Here is a 17,864-nt window from a genome sequence, read left to right on the forward strand (position 1 = left end):
TGGTATAAAATTTTATACAAGGGAATGTCAAATGGTCAGGCAATCTGGCGTTCAGGAAAAAGAGATCGTTTGGATTGGAACATCTTATTCAGACTTTCTTACGTTTCCAGCTACGGCAAAGAGAGATGCAGGTTATCAGCTCCACAGAGTGCAAAACGATTTACCTCCCGAAAACTGCAAGATAATTTCTGAGCTTGGGGCTGGGGTATGCGAACTAAGATTGCGCGAAGATACCGATATTTTCCGCGTCATGTATGTTGCAAAATTCGACGAGGCCATATACGTATTACATTGTTTTAAGAAGAAAACACAGAAAATGACCGGGCCCGATAAATAAGTTACAAGCGCCCGATATAAAGCGGTATGCCACTACCGAAGGGGTCCTGAATGACTACAAAAATCGATACTCGTATTCGCCATATAACGCCTGCGGGAACGAACATTTTTCTCGACCTTGGTTTTTCCTCCGAAGAGGCGGAACAACTGTATGCTGACTCAACAAATGAAATTGCGAATGCCAAAGCCATTAAAGAGCAGCTGATGGAAGAGATAGCTCAGTGGATCGAGGCGCATCAACTCAAGCAGGCAGAAGTGGCGGCGGTGTTGCATATTTCTCGTCCTCGCGTGTCGGATGTCGTGAACAAGAAAACCAGTAAATTTACCATTGATGCATTAGTTAACATGCTCAGCCGTATCGGCAAGCCAGTCAGTGTTTCTGTAGGTTAAAAGCAAAAGCCCGGTTTCCCGGGCCATTTGTTTACCACATCGTTTTATTCAAACAGATTGTGATGAAGTTTCTGCACCACTTTTTCAGCGTCGTCGCCAGGTACCAGGAAGCACAGGTTGTAGCTGGATGCGCCATAGCAAATCATGCGAATGTTGAAGGGGTCGAGAACGCCAAACACCTCTTTGCCCACGCCGCAGGCCTGGGAAAGTTTATTACCGATGATGGCAATCAGGGCGAGGTTTTCTTCCACTTCTACGCGGCACAGTGAGGAAAGCTCGGTCAGCAGCGACGTGGTCAGCGGGCTATCACTATTGGAAGTTGAACCCGTGGTATCGAGCGTCAGTGCAATGCTAACTTCTGACGTGGTAATCAAATCAACAGAAACATTATGCTGCGCCAGAATGTTGAACACTTCCGCCAGGAAACCATGGGAGTGCAGCATGCTCAGGCTATTGAGCGTCACCAGGGTTTGTTTACGACGTAATGCCAGAGCACGGAACAGCGGTGGATTTTCTGTTTTGTTACAAACCAGTGTACCACCTGCTTTTGGGTCTTTGCTGGAGCCGACAAACACTGGAATATCGCTACGCACCGCTGGCATTAATGTCGCCGGATGCAGTACTTTTGCGCCGAATGTTGCCATTTCAGCAGCTTCTTCAAAAGCAATTTTGTCGATGCGTTTTGCCGCTGGCACCACACGTGGGTCGGTGGTGTAAATCCCCGGCACGTCAGTCCAGATATCAACGCGGCTGGCATGCAGTGCTTCACCCAACAGCGCCGCTGTATAGTCGCTGCCGCCACGTCCAAGCGTGGTGGTGCGGCCTTTCGCTTCACTACCAATAAAACCTTGAGTGATAACCAGAGATTGAGCCAGGCGAGGCTGAAGCTGTTGATTTGCCAGTTCTGCTAATGTGGCGACATCTGGCTCAGCACGGCCAAATCGGTCATTGGTGCGCATGATTTTGCGGATATCGAACCACTGGGCATCAACTTTGCGCTCGCGCAGGATCTCCACAAACAGCAGCGTAGACATCAATTCACCGTGGCTAACCAGTTCGTCAGTTAACGCGGTAGAAGTAGCAAGAGATGCCGCTTCAGCTAGCGTGGTGATGTTTTCAAGCAGACGTTCAACTTCTTCGCGGATGATTTGCGGATTTGCCAGACGCTCGACAATGTCATATTGAATTTTGCGGATCGCATCGAGCTTAACAAAACGCTCTGTAGCTTCCAGACCGTTTGCCAGCGCAACTAGCAAATTGGTGATACCCGCCGATGCGGAAAGGACGACAACGCGAACGTGTTCATCAGCCAGCACCACGTCGGCGCTGCGGTTCATCGCGTCGTAATCTGCAACGCTGGTGCCGCCAAATTTGGCAATAACGGTTTGTGGGTAGGACATTACAGCCTCGTGTCAGGGAGCCATTGTTATGGCAAAAAAATAAATTAGCCTTGGCACAAGGGAAGAGCGGGATACGGGGCAGACGTAGAATAGAAGTTCTGAACTACGATACACCCAGAAGCGCCCCACCTTGTTTCCCCGATTTCTTGACGCCGCAGACAACGCGGCTGCAACGCCAATAAATTCGGAGAATATATTGGAGCATTCGATTATGAAATGCTCCTGGTGACAGCCCAAGGGATTCAGCCCCCGTGGCCGATAATGCACGCTGCCATACGCACACTACCTCGGCGCCGCTCCCCCTCCTGTGTCGTCTGCGGATTGGCTCCTCAAACACGATACCTGGGCGGCGCGCCTCTTCTGGCTTACTCACAAGTGAGCAAGTAGCCGTATAGAAATAAAATTTTATGCGCCAGATGTCAACTTCTGGAAGATATGGATTTTTCATTCTGCACTAGTGCAATCAGCGTGCAGGGAAGCGTTGGGGTAGTTTTTCCATTTATCGCAATAGTTTTTCCTTCTTCAAGACGGGCAAAAAGTGGCACGACGCCGCGATTTTTCTCCAGATATTCCAGCCAGCCAAAACTTTCATTCAGACGTGTCGCTTTTATGGTCGCACCTTTGGCTAACAGACTGCTCAAACTACTCCAGGTGACATCTTCAGGAAAAAGTTTCTCATGGCGACGAAAGCGCGCGCTTTCGTTGCTGGCTCGACCTTTTAGAACCGTGCCGGAACGAATAGCGAATACCTTATCGTTACCAAAAAGGTGGCTGAAATGATAAACCGCCAGCGCGTTTTGATGCCGATTTGGCGAAAGTGCCAACACCTGGGCGGTATTGCTTAAATCGAGAAAGTTTTCAGCATGTTCTGACCATGCGTTGCCGTAATAGGCTGGTAACCCTTCCATGCGAGCCAGACGGTAATATTCCCAACTATTGTCGGTGAGAATGACAGGTATATTTTGCTTCACCAGCGCGTGGGCGAGCGTTCGCGCGACAGTATTCGCCCCAATAATCAGTACGCCACGAGGTTTGCGTTGTTGTACGCTGAGCCACCGGGCAAGCGGTCCGCTGGTCAGGCTTTGCAAAACTACGGTGCCAATAATAATGGCGAACACCACGCTCACGAGTTTATCCGCGCCTTCATAACCGCTTTTTTGTAGCGTCAGCGCGAATAATGAACTGACTGCTGCCGCGACAATTCCGCGTGGAGAAATCCAACTTAACAGCAACTTTTCGCGCAGGGTTAACGACGAACCGAGGGTAGAAATTGCAATGCATAATGGGCGGGCGACAAACTGAATCACCAGCAGCAAAGCAACCAGCGGCCAACCCATCGCCAGCACGCCATGAATATCGAGGCGGGCGGCAAGAATAATAAACAGCGCCGAGATAAGAATTGCTGAGAGTTCTTCTTTGAAGGCGACGATGTCGCTGACATCCACATCACGCATATTCGCAAGCCAGATTCCCAGTACCGTGACTGCCAGTAAACCTGACTCATCGGCCAGCGTATTTGATAGCCCAAAGGTCAGCAAGACCACAGCCAGTACCGCAAAGTTTTGTAGATAACCTGGGAGCCACACCCGCTTTAATGCCGTGCCAAGTAGCCAGCCAAACAGCGCGCCGCAGGCTAACCCTACAACCACTGTTTGCGCGAAGATAATCACCAGGTGCAGGTTTGAGCCCGCCTCATGGCGTAGCGTAATAAATTCGAAAACTAATAATGTGAAGATTGCACCGACCGGGTCGATAACAATCCCTTCCCAGCGCAGCACCTGATTAATTGCAGCATTGGGGCGCACCACGCGCATTAGCGGTGCGATAACTGTCGGGCCGGTAACAACCGTAACGGCGCCCACCAGTGCGGCCAACGCAGGGTCTAAGCCCAGTAGCCACCAACAGGCGACGCTAATCACCCCAAAGGTCGCCAGCATTCCGATGCTCACCAGATTGCGCACCACGCCGCCTAATCCGCGAATCTCATCAAAACGCAGGGTAAGGGCACCCTCGAACAAAATAATGGCGACCGATAAGGAGACAATAGGAAAAAGCAGTTCGCCAAACAATTGATCAGGGTTGAGCACGTGAGTAAACGGGCCAAGAATCAAACCGAATAACAGCAAAGGCAGAATGGCCGGTAGCCGAATTGCCCAAGCCAGCCATTGCGCCGCCAGCGAACTGATCGTGATGACCACCAACAAAAGGGGTACAGACAGTTCCATAAAATTTTTACCTTACCTGGTTTACGAAGCCATACTGTTTTTCTCAGTGTAGACGGGGTCATCGAGGGCTGAGTCCACCCCGGCAACTTTTTAGCGGGCACATAATCTGAAACGGTATTCCCGGTGCAATGGTAGAAAAATCATCACAAATCCTGTTTTGTGGATATACAATTGACCGCAGTCACAGTTCTCAAATCAAAAGGGTAACGCTATGAAAAATATCAACCCAACGCAGACCGCTGCATGGCAGGCTTTACAGGCGCATTTTGACGAAATGAAAGACGTCACAATCGCTGAGCTGTTTGCTCAGGATGCCGACCGCTTTGGTAAATTCTCCGCCACTTTCGACGACTTAATGCTGGTGGATTACTCCAAAAACCGCATCACCGAAGAAACCCTGACCAAGCTGCAAGCGTTGGCAAAAGAGACGGATTTGCAGGGCGCTATCAAATCCATGTTCGCTGGCGAGAAGATTAACCGTACTGAAGACCGTGCTGTGCTGCACGTTGCACTGCGTAATCGCAGCAACACCCCAATCATTGTTGATGGCAAAGATGTGATGCCAGAAGTTAACGCGGTGCTTGAGAAGATGAAAACCTTCTCTGAGAGCATCATCAGCGGTAACTGGAAAGGCTATACCGGTAAAGCGATTACTGACATTGTGAACATCGGTATCGGCGGTTCAGACCTCGGCCCATTCATGGTGACCGAAGCGCTGCGTCCTTACAAAAACCACCTCAACATGCACTTTGTGTCTAACGTTGACGGGACTCACATTGCTGAAGTGCTGAAGAATGTTGACCCGGAAACCACGCTGTTCCTGGTCGCGTCTAAAACCTTCACCACGCAAGAAACCATGACCAACGCCCACAGCGCGCGCGACTGGTTCCTGGCAACTGCTGGCGATAACAAACACGTCGCGAAACACTTCGCAGCGCTGTCTACCAACGCGAAAGCAGTTGGCGAATTCGGTATCGACACGGCCAACATGTTTGAGTTCTGGGATTGGGTTGGCGGTCGTTATTCCCTGTGGTCTGCAATTGGCCTGTCCATCATCCTGTCTGTGGGTTACGAAAACTTCGTAGAACTGCTGTCTGGCGCACACGCCATGGACCAGCATTTCGCAAACACTCCAGCAGAACAGAACCTGCCTGTGCTGCTGGCGCTGATCGGTATCTGGTATAACAATTTCTTCGGCGCTGAAACCGAAGCAATTCTGCCATACGACCAGTACATGCACCGCTTTGCTGCTTACTTCCAGCAGGGCAACATGGAATCCAACGGTAAGTATGTTGACCGTAACGGCAACGCTGTGGATTACCAGACTGGCCCAATCATCTGGGGCGAGCCTGGTACTAACGGTCAGCACGCGTTCTACCAGCTGATTCACCAGGGTACCAAAATGGTTCCTTGTGACTTCATCGCACCAGCAACCAGCCACAACCCGCTGTCTGATCACCATCCTAAGCTGCTGTCTAACTTCTTTGCTCAGACAGAAGCACTGGCCTTTGGTAAAGCTCGCGAAGTGGTTGAGCAGGAATATGCAGCTCAGGGTCTGGATCCTAAAACCCTGGATCACGTTGTGCCGTTCAAAGTGTTCGAAGGCAACCGCCCAACCAACTCCATCCTGCTGCGTGAAATCACTCCGTTTAGCCTCGGTGCACTGATTGCGCTGTATGAGCACAAGATCTTTACTCAGGGTGCAATCCTGAACATCTTCACCTTCGATCAGTGGGGCGTGGAATTAGGTAAGCAACTGGCTAACCGTATTCTGCCTGAGCTGGGTGATGCTTCAGAAGTTGGCAGCCACGATAGCTCGACAAATGGTCTTATTAACCGTTATAAATCCTGGCGGGCATAATTAGCCGTTGGATTTAAATATAAGCCGGCCTTATGCGCCGGCTTATTTATGGGTATTGCATAATTATAAGATAATTCCCCTTGTTGCATAATTCCCCCATATATCTCCGCTGAGGTTAATCCTAAAAATACCTATACCCTGATAATTCAGGAGGTTTATTTTCGGATTAATTAGATTGAATTGACAGTGATATATATTTTAACTAATTGTTTTTAATGATTTAACTGTAATTTTTATAATCTTATTATTGTTATATTTCCATTTATCTTAAAGCGCCTCTCATATTTCCCTTCGCGGCCTAACGCTATTACTTGTTGTGTATACTCGAAAACGCCTGAAATTCCTTTTGGGCAAATCTCCATTCATTCAATGAAGGGAAATTGTTATGAAGAAAGTTCTTTATGGCGTTTTAGCCATATTCACGCTGGCAGCAGCTGGTGCGGCGAGTGCTGATCCGGTAGCAGTCGGTGAAGCCGCTGGTGCACAAGCTACTTATGAGTCCGCAGGGAGTTCTACTGCGGCCAGTGCCAGCACTGTCGGGTCAGCAGTGGGTGTAGCACTTGCTGCAACCGGTGGCGGTGATGGTTCCAATACTGGGACCACAACCACCACAACAACCAGCACCCGATAATTCCCGGGTGATTTAACTCTAACCACACTTCGGTGTGGTTATTTCGACTCCGGGGAAACCTCGTGCAGCGACTCGTAATTATTCTTGCTTGCCTGGTACTTCAGGCTTGTTCTGCCACTACGCAAGGCCTTGGTTCATCGCTCTGGCACAGCATTGTCGGTAGTGACGGCGTACAACTGACCAATGACGACATTCAGAATATGCGCTACGCCAGCCAGTACATGAGCATTAATAACGGCCCACAAATATTTGTCGTTCTGGCATATGACGAAAACGGCCAGCAAAAATGGGTAACGCAAGACCGGGCAATGATCGTCACCGAACAAGGCCGTATCGTAAAAACCACCGGTCTTGGCGACAACCTCCAGCAAGTGACTAATACGCTAAACGACCCGCTGGTACATGCAAATCAGATAACCGATGGCGCAAGTTGGACGCGGCAAATGGCCTGGACCGAACACCAGCAGGTGCGAATGGCAACAGCGCATTCAACCTTTACCTGGGATGGCACCGACACGTTAAAAGTTGCTGAAAGCACCACGCCCGTTCGCGTGCTGAACGAAGAAGTTACCGCTTCCGGCAAAACCTGGCATAACCGCTTTTTGATCGATAGCGAAGGCCATGTCCGCCAGTCAAAACAATATATTGGCCCGGATTATTGGCCTGTCACCACGACTCTGTTGAAGGCGGCAAAAGAATGAAAATAAACGCCAACTCTGGGTGGATGGCGCTTTGCCTGGCCACCCTGCAACTCAGTGCTTATTCGTATGCCGCCGGGAACGTGACTATTTATCCTGGCAATCAGCAACTCACCAACATAGAGCGCCTCGGTGATTTAGTCTCTCAGCCCTCACTTGCGCGGGCCTGGTGGCCAGGCGCGGTAATTAGCGAACGGCAGGCAACGGCGGTTGCAGAACAACAGCACCAGAAATTGTTAGCCGCTTTATCGGGCTTTGCTGCCGAAGAAGACGGTGACGATGCAGCAGCAATCAATGGCGTGCGCCAGCAAATGCAGGCCATTCACGTTACCGGGCGGCAGTTTGTCGATCTCGACCCGGACTGGGTGCGTGTTCACCCTCGCGCCAATGTTCCACTGCAAGGTGATTACAGCCTGTGGGCCGGGCCGCAGCCTTCCACTATCACGCTGATGGGGCTGGTGAGTTCACCGGGTGTGAAACCTTTCGTTGCCGGGCGCAGCGCCGACGAATATCTCGATGGTATCGACAAACTCAGTGGCGCCGACCGCAGTTTCGCATGGGTGATTTATCCGGACGGCAAAACGCAAAAAGCGCCAGTGGCCTACTGGAATAACCGCCATGTCGAACTCACTCCAGGCAGCATCTTGTTTGTCGGCTTTAAAGAGCGACTATTTAATTCTGATTTCAACGACTTGAATCAGCAAATCCTTAACTCTCTGACTCATCGGAGACCGGATTGATGAAGAAAAAATATCTCTACAGCCTGCTCGCGCTGGCCGTATCTACTGCCTGCCAGGCAGAAACCTTTCCAGACCCTGTAGGGCCGTCACAATCGGATTTCGGCGGTGTGGGTTTGCTGCAAACACCGACTGCACGCATGGCGCGAGAAGGCGAGTTTAGCCTTAACTATCGCGATAACGATCAGTACCGTTTTTACTCAGCCTCAGTGCAGCTTTTCCCATGGCTGGAAACCACATTGCGCTACACCGATGTCCGCACCAGAGAGTACAGCAGCGTCGAAGCATTCTCGGGAAACCAGACTTACAAAGATAAAGCCTTCGATATGAAAGTGCGTCTTTGGGAAGAAGGCTATTACCTGCCGCAGGTGGCGGTGGGGGTACGTGACTTGGGCGGTACAGGCCTGTTCGACAGTGAATACGTTGTGGCGAGCAAAGCCTGGGGGCCGTTCGATTTCACGCTCGGTATGGGCTGGGGTTACATGGGCACCAGCGGCAACGTGAAAAACCCGTTTTGCGAAGTGAGCGATGGCTTCTGCTATCGGGATAACAGTTATAACCAGGCTGGTTCGTTCAACTTTAGCGGCATGTTCCATGGCCCGGCATCACTGTTTGGCGGTATTGAATACCAGACTCCGTGGCAGCCGCTGCGCCTGAAAGCGGAATACGAAGGTAACAATTACACTCAGGATTTCGCTGGCAAACTCGAGCAACGCAGCAACTTTAACGTCGGCGCTATCTATCGCGTCACCGATTGGGCCGACGTTAACGTCAGCTATGAACGTGGCAATACCTTTATGTTTGGGGTGACGTTGCGAACTAACTTCAACGATTTGCGACCAGGATATAACGACAATCGTCGCCCGCAATACCAACCGCAGCCGCAAGATGAAATTTTACAACCGACGGTTGTCGCAAATCAGCTGACGCTTCTTAAATACAATGCTGGCCTGGCAAACCCGAATATTCAGGTGAAAGGCGATACCCTATATGTCACGGGTGAGCAGGTGAAATACCGCGACTCCCGTGAAGGGATTGAGCGCGCAAACCGCATCATCATGAATGACCTGCCGGAGAATATTCGCACCATCCGTGTGACGGAAACCCGCCTGAATATGCCGCAAGTAACGACCCAAACGGATGTCGCCAGCCTGCAAAACCATCTGGAAGGTGAGCCGCTTGGGCACGAAACACAACTGGTGCAAAAACGTGTTGAGCCGGTCATTCCGGAGAAAACCGAGCAGGGATATTTCATCGATAAATCGAAAGTGAACTTCTCGATTAACCCGGTGTTGAACCAGTCTGTTGGCGGGCCAGAGAGCTTCTACATGTACCAGGTTGGCGTAATGGGAACCGCTGACTGGTGGGTGACGGATCACTTGCTGACCACCGGTAGCCTGTTTGCCAATATCGCCAATAACTACGACAAATTTAACTACACCAATCCACCTAACGACTCAACGCTGCCGCGCGTGCGTACCCATGTGCGTGACTACGTTGAGAACGATATTTACGTCAATAACCTGCAAGCCAACTACTTCCAGTATTTGGGCAACAGCTGGTATGGGCAGGTGTACGGTGGCTATCTCGAAACTATGTATGGCGGGGTGGGTGCCGAGGTCTTGTATCGTCCCGTCGACAGCAATTGGGCCATTGGCGCGAATGCCAACTACGTCAAACAGCGTGACTGGCGTAGTGCGCAGGACATGATGAAGTTCACCGATTACAGCGCGCCAACCGGCCATATCACCGGCTACTGGACACCACCGTTTGCCGATGACGTGTTGATTAAACTCAGCATCGGCCAGTATCTGGCGAAAGATAAGGGCGGTACGCTGGAGATCTCCAAACGCTTCGACAGCGGCGTGGTTGTCGGGACTTATGCGACCATCACCAACGTGTCGAAAGAAGAGTACGGGGAAGGGGACTTCACCAAAGGTTTCTACGTGAATGTGCCGCTGGATATCTTCTCGTCGTCACCAACCCGCAGCCGTGCACAAGTGAGCTGGACACCGTTGACGCGTGACGGTGGGCAGATGGTGGGACGTAAGTTTGAGTTGTATGGGATGACGAGCGACCGGGATATTAATTTTAGGTAACGAGGGTTTATTGGAACCTGATGGGGTTCCAATAATTAGGTTTATATGTGTATGTAAGAATGCATTTTTTCGTTCACCGTTAGCAGAGTTATCAGGGAACGCAGAACTTACGGGTGAACGGAACCTTCACCGTACAGCCCATACGTAATAGCCCAACGGTTATATAAGTAAATAATTGAGATGCGCATCACATTTTTAACGTATAACAACACCTCTATACCAGAACAAGAGGCGTTCCTATGACAACCACCCCCGGCGTTGAGCTCATCGCTAAAGTTATGCAAATGGTCCTCAATCTGGCGTTGCTTGCGCTTGGCCTGATCCTCATCATCTTCCTGGGTAAAGAAACGCTGCATTTAGCCACATCGTTATTTGCACCCACCGATCAAGCCAGCAAGTACCAGCTGATAGAAGGGCTAGTGGTTTACTTCCTGTACTTCGAATTTATCGCATTGATCGTTAAATACTTTCAGTCGGGTTATCACTTCCCGCTGCGCTACTTTATCTATATCGGTATCACCGCCATTGTGCGTCTTATCATCATCGACCATAAAGATCCGCGCGATGTGCTGATTTATTCCGGTGCAATCCTGGTGCTGGTGATTACGCTGTGGCTGTGTAACAGCAACCGTTTAAAACGAGAATAAAAAAAGGCGGCCCAAGGGCCGCCATAAGTAAATCCAAGGTCAAATGAGGGTTTTGCAGTGGCATTACGTAATGTGAAGCAATAACTAACAGGAAATCTTAACCCTTCACCCCGCCAGCCGTCAGACCGCTCACCAGCCAGCGCTGCGCCAGTAAGAACACGACAGTAATCGGGATTGCAGAAAGTACAGCGGCTGCGGCAAAGTCGCCCCACAGGTAGTTTTGTGGGTTGAGGTATTGCTGCATACCGACCGCCAGGGTGTAGCTGTTAACATCGCGCAGCAACAATGAGGCCACCGGCACTTCAGTAATTGCGGCGATAAACGACAGAATAAACACCACCGCCAGAATCGGTACGGAAAGTGGCAGTAACACCAGGCGGAAGGCTTGCCATGGGGTTGCGCCGTCCAGTGCTGCCGCTTCTTCCAGCGAGTTATCAATCGTTTCGAAATATCCCTTAATCGTCCACACATGCAGTGCGATACCGCCAAGATAGGCGAAGATCACCCCACCATGTGTATTCAAACCGATAAACGGAATGTATTGGCCGAGGCGGTCAAACAAGGCATACAACGCCACCAGTGACAGCACCGCCGGGAACATCTGGAAAATCAGCATCCCTTTCAGCAGTGTGGCTTTGCCCGGAAAACGCATACGGGCAAAAGCGTAGGCACAAGTGGTGGAAAGCGTCACGATACCCAGCGCGGTAATCGCCGCGATTTTGATCGAGTTCCACAACCATAACAGCACCGGGAACGGCGGTGGCGTGACGCTGCCATCGGCATGTTGCACGCTGAAACCGAGCGCTAATTTCCAGTGTTCCCAGGAGATTTGGTCCGGGATCAGGCTGCCCGTCGCGAAGTTACCCGGACGCAGCGAAATCGCAATGACCATCAGCAGCGGGAACATAATTGCCGCGATAAACAGTAGTAATAAAAGGTGCGTGGTAAATAAACGCAGCTTTTGAGATTTGGGTTGAACCATAGCCATGTGTGTTGCTCCTTAATCAAACTTCATACGGGTGGCTTTCAGGTTAACAATCGCTAATGCGCCAACCAGAATGAAGATAAGCGTTGCAATAGCCGCAGCTAAACCAAAGTCCTGACCGCCGCCGCCTTCGAAGGCGATGCGGTAGGTGTAGCTCACCAGCAAGTCCGTATAACCCGCAGGCGTTGTGGTTCCCAGGCGGTCCGGGCCACCATTGGTTAACAGTTGAATCAGCACGAAGTTGTTAAAGTTAAAGGCAAAACTTGCGATCATCAGTGGCGTCAGCGGCTTAATCAGCAGCGGCAGCGTAATCTTAAAGAAGTTCTGGAACGGGCCTGCGCCATCCATTGCCGAGGCTTCGTACAGGTCATCTGGAATTGCTTTTAACAAGCCCATGCACAGAATCATCATGTACGGATAACCCAACCACGTATTCACGATAATAATCATTGAACGCGCGGTGGTCGGGTCGCTAAACCAGGCCGGTTTGATACCAAACAGTGAGCTCAACATCATGTTGATTTCACCGAAGCTTTGGTTGAACAAACCTTTGAAAATCAGGATAGAAATAAACGATGGCACCGCGTAGGGCAGTATCAACATCACGCGATAAATCGCTTTGCCTTTCAGCGATTCCCACTGCACAACGCAGGCCAGAATCATGCCAACCGCCACGGTGAGAATCACCGTCAGGATTGAGAAGATCACCGTCCAGACGAAAATCGCCATAAACGGTTTCTGGATGCCTTCATCGTGGAATACACGCAGGAAGTTCTTCCAGCCGATAGTCACCGTGTAGCCTGGGCTTAACTGCTCGTTGCCCCAGTTACCGTCGGCATTTACAGACTGATAGAAACCAGTGCCGTTATTCGGGCGGTACTTCACGCCGCTTTGGTTGTTGGTCAGTTCACCCTTTTCACCTTCAGTGTAAAGCGGGCGTGTGCCGGAAAACTGACGCAGGGAGCTCATGGTCAGGGTGCTTTCATCAGGCATTTCAGCTGTGATTTGCGTCAGTGCCGCACGGTTTTGCGTAATCACGCGCAGATTGGCTTTCTCACCTGTAGGAAGAGCATCGGCGTCTTTCAGTTTCAGGTGTTGAGCACCACCAAACTTAAAGGTATCGGAGATAAAATTCTTGCCTGACTCGCCGTCAGTCAGCGCGAGTTGCCACTCATCGCCCGCCGGGTAAAGGCCAAAGTTAAAGGTTTTTCCCGCCTGATACTGGCGGTCCATCAGCACCTGCTGTGCGCGTTCTTGAGTCAGTTGGTTTGTGCTGCTGTAGTTGGTGAAAGCAATGGCGATGGTACAAACCAGTGGGAATAGAACAAACAGCCCCATGCCAGCAAGGCCTGGGTAAACATAGCGCCAGGCGTAAGCCTTACGATTTGCATAAATGTATAAGCCAAGTGAGCTTAAAATCAGCGTCATAATGGCGAACAGGTACTCCCCCTGGGCGTACATCAATACGACAAGATAACCAACTAGCAGTCCCATCAGGCCGATGACTGACCATTTCAGTGCATCGCTTTGCCACCAGTGGTTCTTTTTAACTACATCCATGGGGTCTTCCTCTATACCCTTCATACTTCAAGTTGCCTCTTTGTTGGCTGTGAGAACTCGCCCAAATCACTTAGTTTACTAAGCTCATTGGAACTCATTCTCTTGCCGCCTCGATGCAACTCGAATTATTTTGGGTATCTAATCATATTATTATTTTCCCTCTCTTTTCAGAGAGGGAATTGACCAGATACTTACTTAGTGATACGTCCCTGAGCATCTTTCAACGCTTCATCAACAGTCTGGCGACCGCTAACTGCGTTGATGACTGCGGTACGAACGGCATACCAGAACGCAGACATCTGCGGCACGTTTGGCATGATTTCGCCTTTCTGGGCGTTATCCATGGTGGCGGCGATACGTGGGTCTTTCGCCAGTTGATCCTGGTAAGATTTAAGTGCAACGGCACCCAATGGCTTGTCTTTGTTGACTTCAGCCAGACCCTGGTCGGTCATCAGGTAGTTTTCCAGGAACTCTTTCGCCAGTTCTTTGTTAGGGCTGGCGGCGTTAATACCGGCACTGAGCACACCAACGAACGGTTTAGATGCTTTACCTTTGAAGGTTGGCAGCAGCGTTACGCCGTAATTGATTTTGCTCTTATCGATGTTGGACCATGCCCACGGGCCGTTGATGGTCATCGCGGTTTCGCCTTTGTTAAAGGCCGCTTCTGCGATGGAGTAGTCGGTATCCGCGTTCATCTCTTTGTTTTTAATCATGTTGACCAGGAAGCTCAGGCCAGCTTTCGCGCCTGCGCTATCGACGCCAACATCTTTCACGTCGTATTTGCCGTTTTCGAGTTTGAACGCATAACCACCGTCAGCAGCGATAAGCGGCCAGGTGAAGTACGGTTCTTGCAGGTTGAACATCAACGCACTCTTACCTTTCGCTTTCAGCTGCTTATCGAGTGCTGGGATCTCTTCCCAGGTTTTCGGCGGATTAGGTACCAGGTCTTTGTTGTAAATCAGAGAGAGTGCTTCAACCGCAACTGGGTAAGCGATGATCTTGCCGTTGTAACGAACTGCGTCCCAGGTAAATGGATAGAGTTTGTCCTGGAAAGCTTTGTCTGGAGTGATTTCGGCCAGCAGGCCAGATTGTGCATAACCACCGAAACGGTCGTGTGCCCAGAAGATGATGTCCGGGCCATCGCCGGTCGCCGCAACTTGTGGGAATTTTTCTTCCAGTTTGTCCGGGTGTTCGATGGTGACTTTAATACCGGTGTCTTTCTCAAACTTCTTACCAACTTCAGCAAGGCCGTTATAGCCTTTGTCACCATTAATCCAGATGACCAGTTTGCCTTCTTCTATTTTAGCCAGTGCAGAGGCGGAAAACATCATCGTTGTCAGGGCAGACAGAGCGAGGATGCGGGCGCCAGTTTTAATTTTCATATTTATTCCCATCCTTTGAATGGTGGTTTGCTATGCGCGTGGATACATCAAGGTCAAGGTAGTGGCGTTACGGATGCCAGTTTGCGCAGATGGCAAGTGCTTCTCATCCTCCTTAGCCCTACGCCCCCACCCTGGTATCTGTGATCGCCATTACATAACTGACAGTTATGTGTTCTGGCGCACACAAAACCCCACGGAAAATTGAAACGAAGATCACGAAAAACTGTCGCGCCCACTGTAACCGGTTGCAGAAACTCGCTTCTCATCCTCCCGCCTCCTCCCCCATTAAAAACAGCAGGGTGGAGGATTCACGAAATGTATCGATCCGTCATAGTCCGACACATCTTGAATCACCTGCCGTTTAGCAGAGTGACGGAATGAAGGGAGAAGTGCATGGCAAGCGTACAGCTACGGAACGTAACGAAAGCCTGGGGTGATGTGGTGGTATCGAAAGATATCAACCTCGACATTCAAGAAGGTGAGTTCGTGGTTTTTGTTGGACCGTCAGGCTGCGGTAAATCCACTCTGTTACGCATGATTGCAGGTCTGGAAACGATCACCAGCGGTGATTTATTCATCGGTGATACCCGCATGAACGACATCCCACCCGCTGAGCGTGGCGTCGGCATGGTATTCCAGTCTTATGCTCTTTATCCCCATCTTTCCGTTGCTGAAAACATGTCCTTCGGGCTGAAGCTGGCAGGTGCCAAGAAAAGCGATATCAATCAACGTGTCACCCAGGTTTCAGAAACTTTGCAACTGGGGCATTTATTAGAACGTCGCCCGAAAGCACTTTCTGGTGGCCAGCGTCAGCGCGTAGCTATTGGCCGTACGCTGGTGGCTGAACCACGTGTATTCCTGCTTGATGAACCTCTTTCAAACCTTGATGCGGCACTGCGTGTGCAGATGCGTATTGAGATTTCCCGACTGCATAAGCGCCTTGGTCGCACCATGATTTACGTTACCCACGACCAGGTCGAAGCGATGACGCTTGCCGACAAAATTGTGGTGCTGGACGCAGGCCGCGTTGCGCAGGTGGGTAAACCACTCGAGTTATATCACTACCCGGCGGATCGTTTTGTTGCGGGCTTTATTGGCTCGCCAAAAATGAACTTCCTGCCAGTAAAAGTCACCGCTACTGCCATTGATCAAGTGCAGGTTGAATTACCGAACCGTCAGCAAGTCTGGCTGCCGGTAGAAAGTAAGGAAGTGCAGGTCGGTGCCAACATGTCTCTCGGTATTCGCCCAGAACACCTACTGCCAAGCGACATCGCCGACGTCACTCTCGAAGGCGAAGTACAGGTTGTTGAACAGCTTGGTCATGAAACTCAGATTCATATCCAAATCCCCGCCATCCGTCAGAACCTGGTGTACCGCCAGAATGACGTGGTGTTGGTAAAAGAGGGTGCCACATTCGCTATTGGCTTGCCGCCAGAGCGTTGCCATCTGTTCCGAGAAGATGGCACCGCATGTCGTCGGTTGCATCAAGAGCCAGGTGTTTAAGCATTCCCATAAAAAAGAAAAGCAATGATCTCAGGAGATAGAATAATGATTACTCTGCGCAAACTTCCACTGGCGGTCGCCGTAGCAGCAGGCGTTATGTCTGTTCAGGCACTGGCTGTGGACTTTCACGGTTATGCTCGTTCTGGTATCGGCTGGACTGGTAGCGGTGGCGAACAGCAGTGTTTCCAGGCAACTGGTGCTCAATCTAAATACCGTCTTGGTAACGAATGTGAAACCTATGCGGAATTGAAACTGGGTCAGGAAGTATGGAAAGAAGGCGATAAGAGCTTCTACTTCGATACTAACGTGGCGTACTCCGTAGCACAGGACAATGACTGGGAAGCAACCAGCCCGGCATTCCGTGAAGCAAACGTGCAGGGTAAAAACCTGATTGATGCGCTGCCAGGTGCCAATATGTGGGCAGGTAAGCGTTTCTATCAACGTCATGACGTTCACATGATCGACTTCTACTACTGGGATATTTCTGGTCCTGGTGCAGGTCTGGAAAACATCGATGTTGGCGTAGGTAAACTTTCCTTCGCAGCAACGCGTTCTTCTGAATCAGGCGGTTCTGCGGCATTCAACGATTTCAATGCTGACGGTACCCGTAACTACAGCAACAAAGTACCAAATGACGTATTCGACGTGCGTTGGGCAGGTATTGAAACCAACCCAGGCGGTACCCTGGAGCTGGGCGTTGACTACGGTCACACCAACATTCCTGACGACTATTATCTGCAACCAGGCGCTTCTAAAGATGGCTGGATGGGTACGCTTGAACATACCCAGAGCATGATGAAAGGCTACAACAAGTTTGTTCTGCAGTACGCAACAGACTCCATGACCTCGCAAGGTAAAGGTCAGGCACAGGGCGGCAGCCTCAATAACGACGGTTATCTGTTCCGTGTTATCGACCATGGTGCGATTACCCTGGCAGACCAATGGGACCTGATGTACGTCGGTATGTACCAGAACTTGAACCTGGATGATAACCAGGGGACTGAGTGGTACACCATCGGTGTTCGTCCAATGTACAAATGGACGCCAATCATGAGCACCCTGTTGGAAGTTGGCTACGACAACGTGAAATCCCAGGAAACTGGCGATCGTAACGGTCAGTACAAAATTACCCTGGCGCAACAATGGCAGGCAGGCGACAGCATCTGGTCCCGTCCGGCACTGCGTGTCTTCGCAACCTACGCCAAGTGGGATGAGAAATGGGGTTACGCTAAAGACGGTAACGGCGATTCAACTCGCTTCCAGATCAGCGACTCTTCTGGCAACAGCACCTTCTCTACCAGCCGTGGCGACAACGATGAGTTTAGCTTCGGTGCCCAGATGGAAATCTGGTGGTAATACAGCATTAACCTGAAGTGAAGAAATGATGGGGAGTTCGCCACTGAACTCTCC

General features: G+C 50.6%; 15 protein-coding genes and 1 riboswitch. Of the genes, 10 read left to right on the forward strand and 5 right to left on the reverse strand.

Features of this window, described 5'->3' with window-relative positions; translation table 11 throughout:
* Positions 1 to 31 precede the first annotated feature (31 nt).
* Entirely contained in the window at positions 32 to 337 is a 306-nt protein-coding gene (locus EDF88_RS17260) for a type II toxin-antitoxin system RelE/ParE family toxin (RefSeq protein ID WP_134186055.1), read from the forward strand.
* A gap of 50 nt (positions 338 to 387) precedes the next feature.
* Entirely contained in the window at positions 388 to 726 is a 339-nt protein-coding gene (locus tag EDF88_RS17265) for an XRE family transcriptional regulator (protein ID WP_134186057.1), read from the forward strand.
* A gap of 44 nt (positions 727 to 770) precedes the next feature.
* On the opposite strand, the gene lysC is transcribed toward EDF88_RS17265, so the two are convergent.
* Both lysC and EDF88_RS17275 read right to left on the reverse strand, forming a co-directional pair.
* Positions 771 to 2,126 (reverse strand): lysine-sensitive aspartokinase 3, encoded by a 1,356-nt coding sequence (gene lysC / locus EDF88_RS17270; protein WP_134186059.1) that lies wholly within the window; start codon positions 2,124 to 2,126, stop codon positions 771 to 773.
* Positions 2,127 to 2,236: 110 nt separating this feature from the next.
* Positions 2,237 to 2,494: riboswitch (Lysine riboswitch) on the reverse strand.
* 51 nt (positions 2,495 to 2,545) lie between these two features.
* On the reverse strand, positions 2,546 to 4,351 hold the full coding sequence (locus tag EDF88_RS17275) for a sodium:proton antiporter (RefSeq protein ID WP_134186061.1): 1,806 nt from the start codon (positions 4,349 to 4,351) through the stop codon (positions 2,546 to 2,548).
* A 211-nt stretch (positions 4,352 to 4,562) separates the two neighbouring features.
* On the opposite strand from EDF88_RS17275, the gene pgi reads away from it, so the two are divergent.
* The 6 genes from pgi to psiE all read left to right on the forward strand — a co-directional run bounded on the left by pgi (position 4,563) and on the right by psiE (position 11,024).
* Positions 4,563 to 6,212 carry a glucose-6-phosphate isomerase gene (pgi, locus tag EDF88_RS17280; protein ID WP_064515339.1) on the forward strand — a complete coding sequence of 550 codons (1,650 nt, stop codon included), beginning with the start codon at positions 4,563 to 4,565 and terminating at the stop codon, positions 6,210 to 6,212.
* A gap of 385 nt (positions 6,213 to 6,597) precedes the next feature.
* Positions 6,598 to 6,843, forward strand: coding sequence for an exopolysaccharide production protein YjbE (gene yjbE / locus EDF88_RS17285; protein WP_134186063.1), 246 nt, complete (start codon positions 6,598 to 6,600; stop codon positions 6,841 to 6,843).
* Between the two features lie 62 nt (positions 6,844 to 6,905).
* Positions 6,906 to 7,544, forward strand: coding sequence for a YjbF family lipoprotein (locus EDF88_RS17290; RefSeq protein ID WP_134186065.1), 639 nt, complete (start codon positions 6,906 to 6,908; stop codon positions 7,542 to 7,544).
* Positions 7,541 to 8,281, forward strand: coding sequence for a capsule biosynthesis GfcC D2 domain-containing protein (locus EDF88_RS17295; protein ID WP_134186067.1), 741 nt, complete (start codon positions 7,541 to 7,543; stop codon positions 8,279 to 8,281). The genes EDF88_RS17290 and EDF88_RS17295 overlap by 4 nt, the downstream gene beginning before the upstream one ends.
* Complete coding sequence (locus tag EDF88_RS17300; protein WP_134186419.1) at positions 8,281 to 10,377, forward strand: YjbH domain-containing protein; 2,097 nt, start codon at positions 8,281 to 8,283, stop codon at positions 10,375 to 10,377. The genes EDF88_RS17295 and EDF88_RS17300 overlap by 1 nt, the downstream gene beginning before the upstream one ends.
* A 239-nt stretch (positions 10,378 to 10,616) precedes the next feature.
* Positions 10,617 to 11,024 carry a phosphate-starvation-inducible protein PsiE gene (psiE, locus tag EDF88_RS17305; protein WP_134186069.1) on the forward strand — a complete coding sequence of 136 codons (408 nt, stop codon included), beginning with the start codon at positions 10,617 to 10,619 and terminating at the stop codon, positions 11,022 to 11,024.
* Positions 11,025 to 11,121: 97 nt separating this feature from the next.
* Here the strand turns inward: psiE and malG are convergent, their stop codons facing one another.
* From malG to malE, 3 genes are all read right to left on the reverse strand, one after another.
* A complete protein-coding gene (malG, locus tag EDF88_RS17310; RefSeq protein WP_134186071.1) occupies positions 11,122 to 12,012 on the reverse strand; it encodes a maltose ABC transporter permease MalG in 891 nt (296 codons plus the stop codon).
* 12 nt (positions 12,013 to 12,024) lie between these two features.
* The gene (gene malF / locus EDF88_RS17315) at positions 12,025 to 13,569 is read right to left on the reverse strand and encodes a maltose ABC transporter permease MalF (protein ID WP_134186073.1); all 1,545 of its coding nucleotides are present in this window, start codon (positions 13,567 to 13,569) and stop codon (positions 12,025 to 12,027) included.
* 191 nt (positions 13,570 to 13,760) lie between these two features.
* Positions 13,761 to 14,951 carry a maltose/maltodextrin ABC transporter substrate-binding protein MalE gene (malE, locus tag EDF88_RS17320; RefSeq protein WP_134186075.1) on the reverse strand — a complete coding sequence of 397 codons (1,191 nt, stop codon included), beginning with the start codon at positions 14,949 to 14,951 and terminating at the stop codon, positions 13,761 to 13,763.
* A gap of 393 nt (positions 14,952 to 15,344) precedes the next feature.
* Here malE and malK point away from each other — a divergent pair, with 393 nt between their 5' ends.
* Together malK and EDF88_RS17330 are read left to right on the forward strand one after the other, a co-directional pair.
* Positions 15,345 to 16,454, forward strand: coding sequence for a maltose/maltodextrin ABC transporter ATP-binding protein MalK (gene malK / locus EDF88_RS17325; RefSeq protein ID WP_064515357.1), 1,110 nt, complete (start codon positions 15,345 to 15,347; stop codon positions 16,452 to 16,454).
* Between the two features lie 42 nt (positions 16,455 to 16,496).
* Entirely contained in the window at positions 16,497 to 17,810 is a 1,314-nt protein-coding gene (locus tag EDF88_RS17330; RefSeq protein ID WP_134186421.1) for a maltoporin, read from the forward strand.
* Positions 17,811 to 17,864 lie beyond the last annotated feature (54 nt).

The sequence above is a fragment of the Buttiauxella sp. BIGb0552 genome (assembly GCF_004366275.1).
GTDB lineage: Bacteria > Pseudomonadota > Gammaproteobacteria > Enterobacterales > Enterobacteriaceae > Buttiauxella > Buttiauxella gaviniae.

Coding starts and splice junctions, on each gene's coding strand:
- EDF88_RS17260 (WP_134186055.1), top strand. CDS start 32: ATGGTCAGGCAATCTGGCGTTCAGGAAAAAGAGATCGTTTGGATTGGA.
- EDF88_RS17265 (WP_134186057.1), top strand. CDS start 388: ATGACTACAAAAATCGATACTCGTATTCGCCATATAACGCCTGCGGGA.
- lysC (WP_134186059.1), bottom strand. CDS start 2,126: ATGTCCTACCCACAAACCGTTATTGCCAAATTTGGCGGCACCAGCGTT.
- EDF88_RS17275 (WP_134186061.1), bottom strand. CDS start 4,351: ATGGAACTGTCTGTACCCCTTTTGTTGGTGGTCATCACGATCAGTTCG.
- pgi (WP_064515339.1), top strand. CDS start 4,563: ATGAAAAATATCAACCCAACGCAGACCGCTGCATGGCAGGCTTTACAG.
- yjbE (WP_134186063.1), top strand. CDS start 6,598: ATGAAGAAAGTTCTTTATGGCGTTTTAGCCATATTCACGCTGGCAGCA.
- EDF88_RS17295 (WP_134186067.1), top strand. CDS start 7,541: ATGAAAATAAACGCCAACTCTGGGTGGATGGCGCTTTGCCTGGCCACC.
- EDF88_RS17300 (WP_134186419.1), top strand. CDS start 8,281: ATGAAGAAAAAATATCTCTACAGCCTGCTCGCGCTGGCCGTATCTACT.
- psiE (WP_134186069.1), top strand. CDS start 10,617: ATGACAACCACCCCCGGCGTTGAGCTCATCGCTAAAGTTATGCAAATG.
- malG (WP_134186071.1), bottom strand. CDS start 12,012: ATGGCTATGGTTCAACCCAAATCTCAAAAGCTGCGTTTATTTACCACG.
- malF (WP_134186073.1), bottom strand. CDS start 13,569: ATGGATGTAGTTAAAAAGAACCACTGGTGGCAAAGCGATGCACTGAAA.
- malE (WP_134186075.1), bottom strand. CDS start 14,951: ATGAAAATTAAAACTGGCGCCCGCATCCTCGCTCTGTCTGCCCTGACA.
- malK (WP_064515357.1), top strand. CDS start 15,345: ATGGCAAGCGTACAGCTACGGAACGTAACGAAAGCCTGGGGTGATGTG.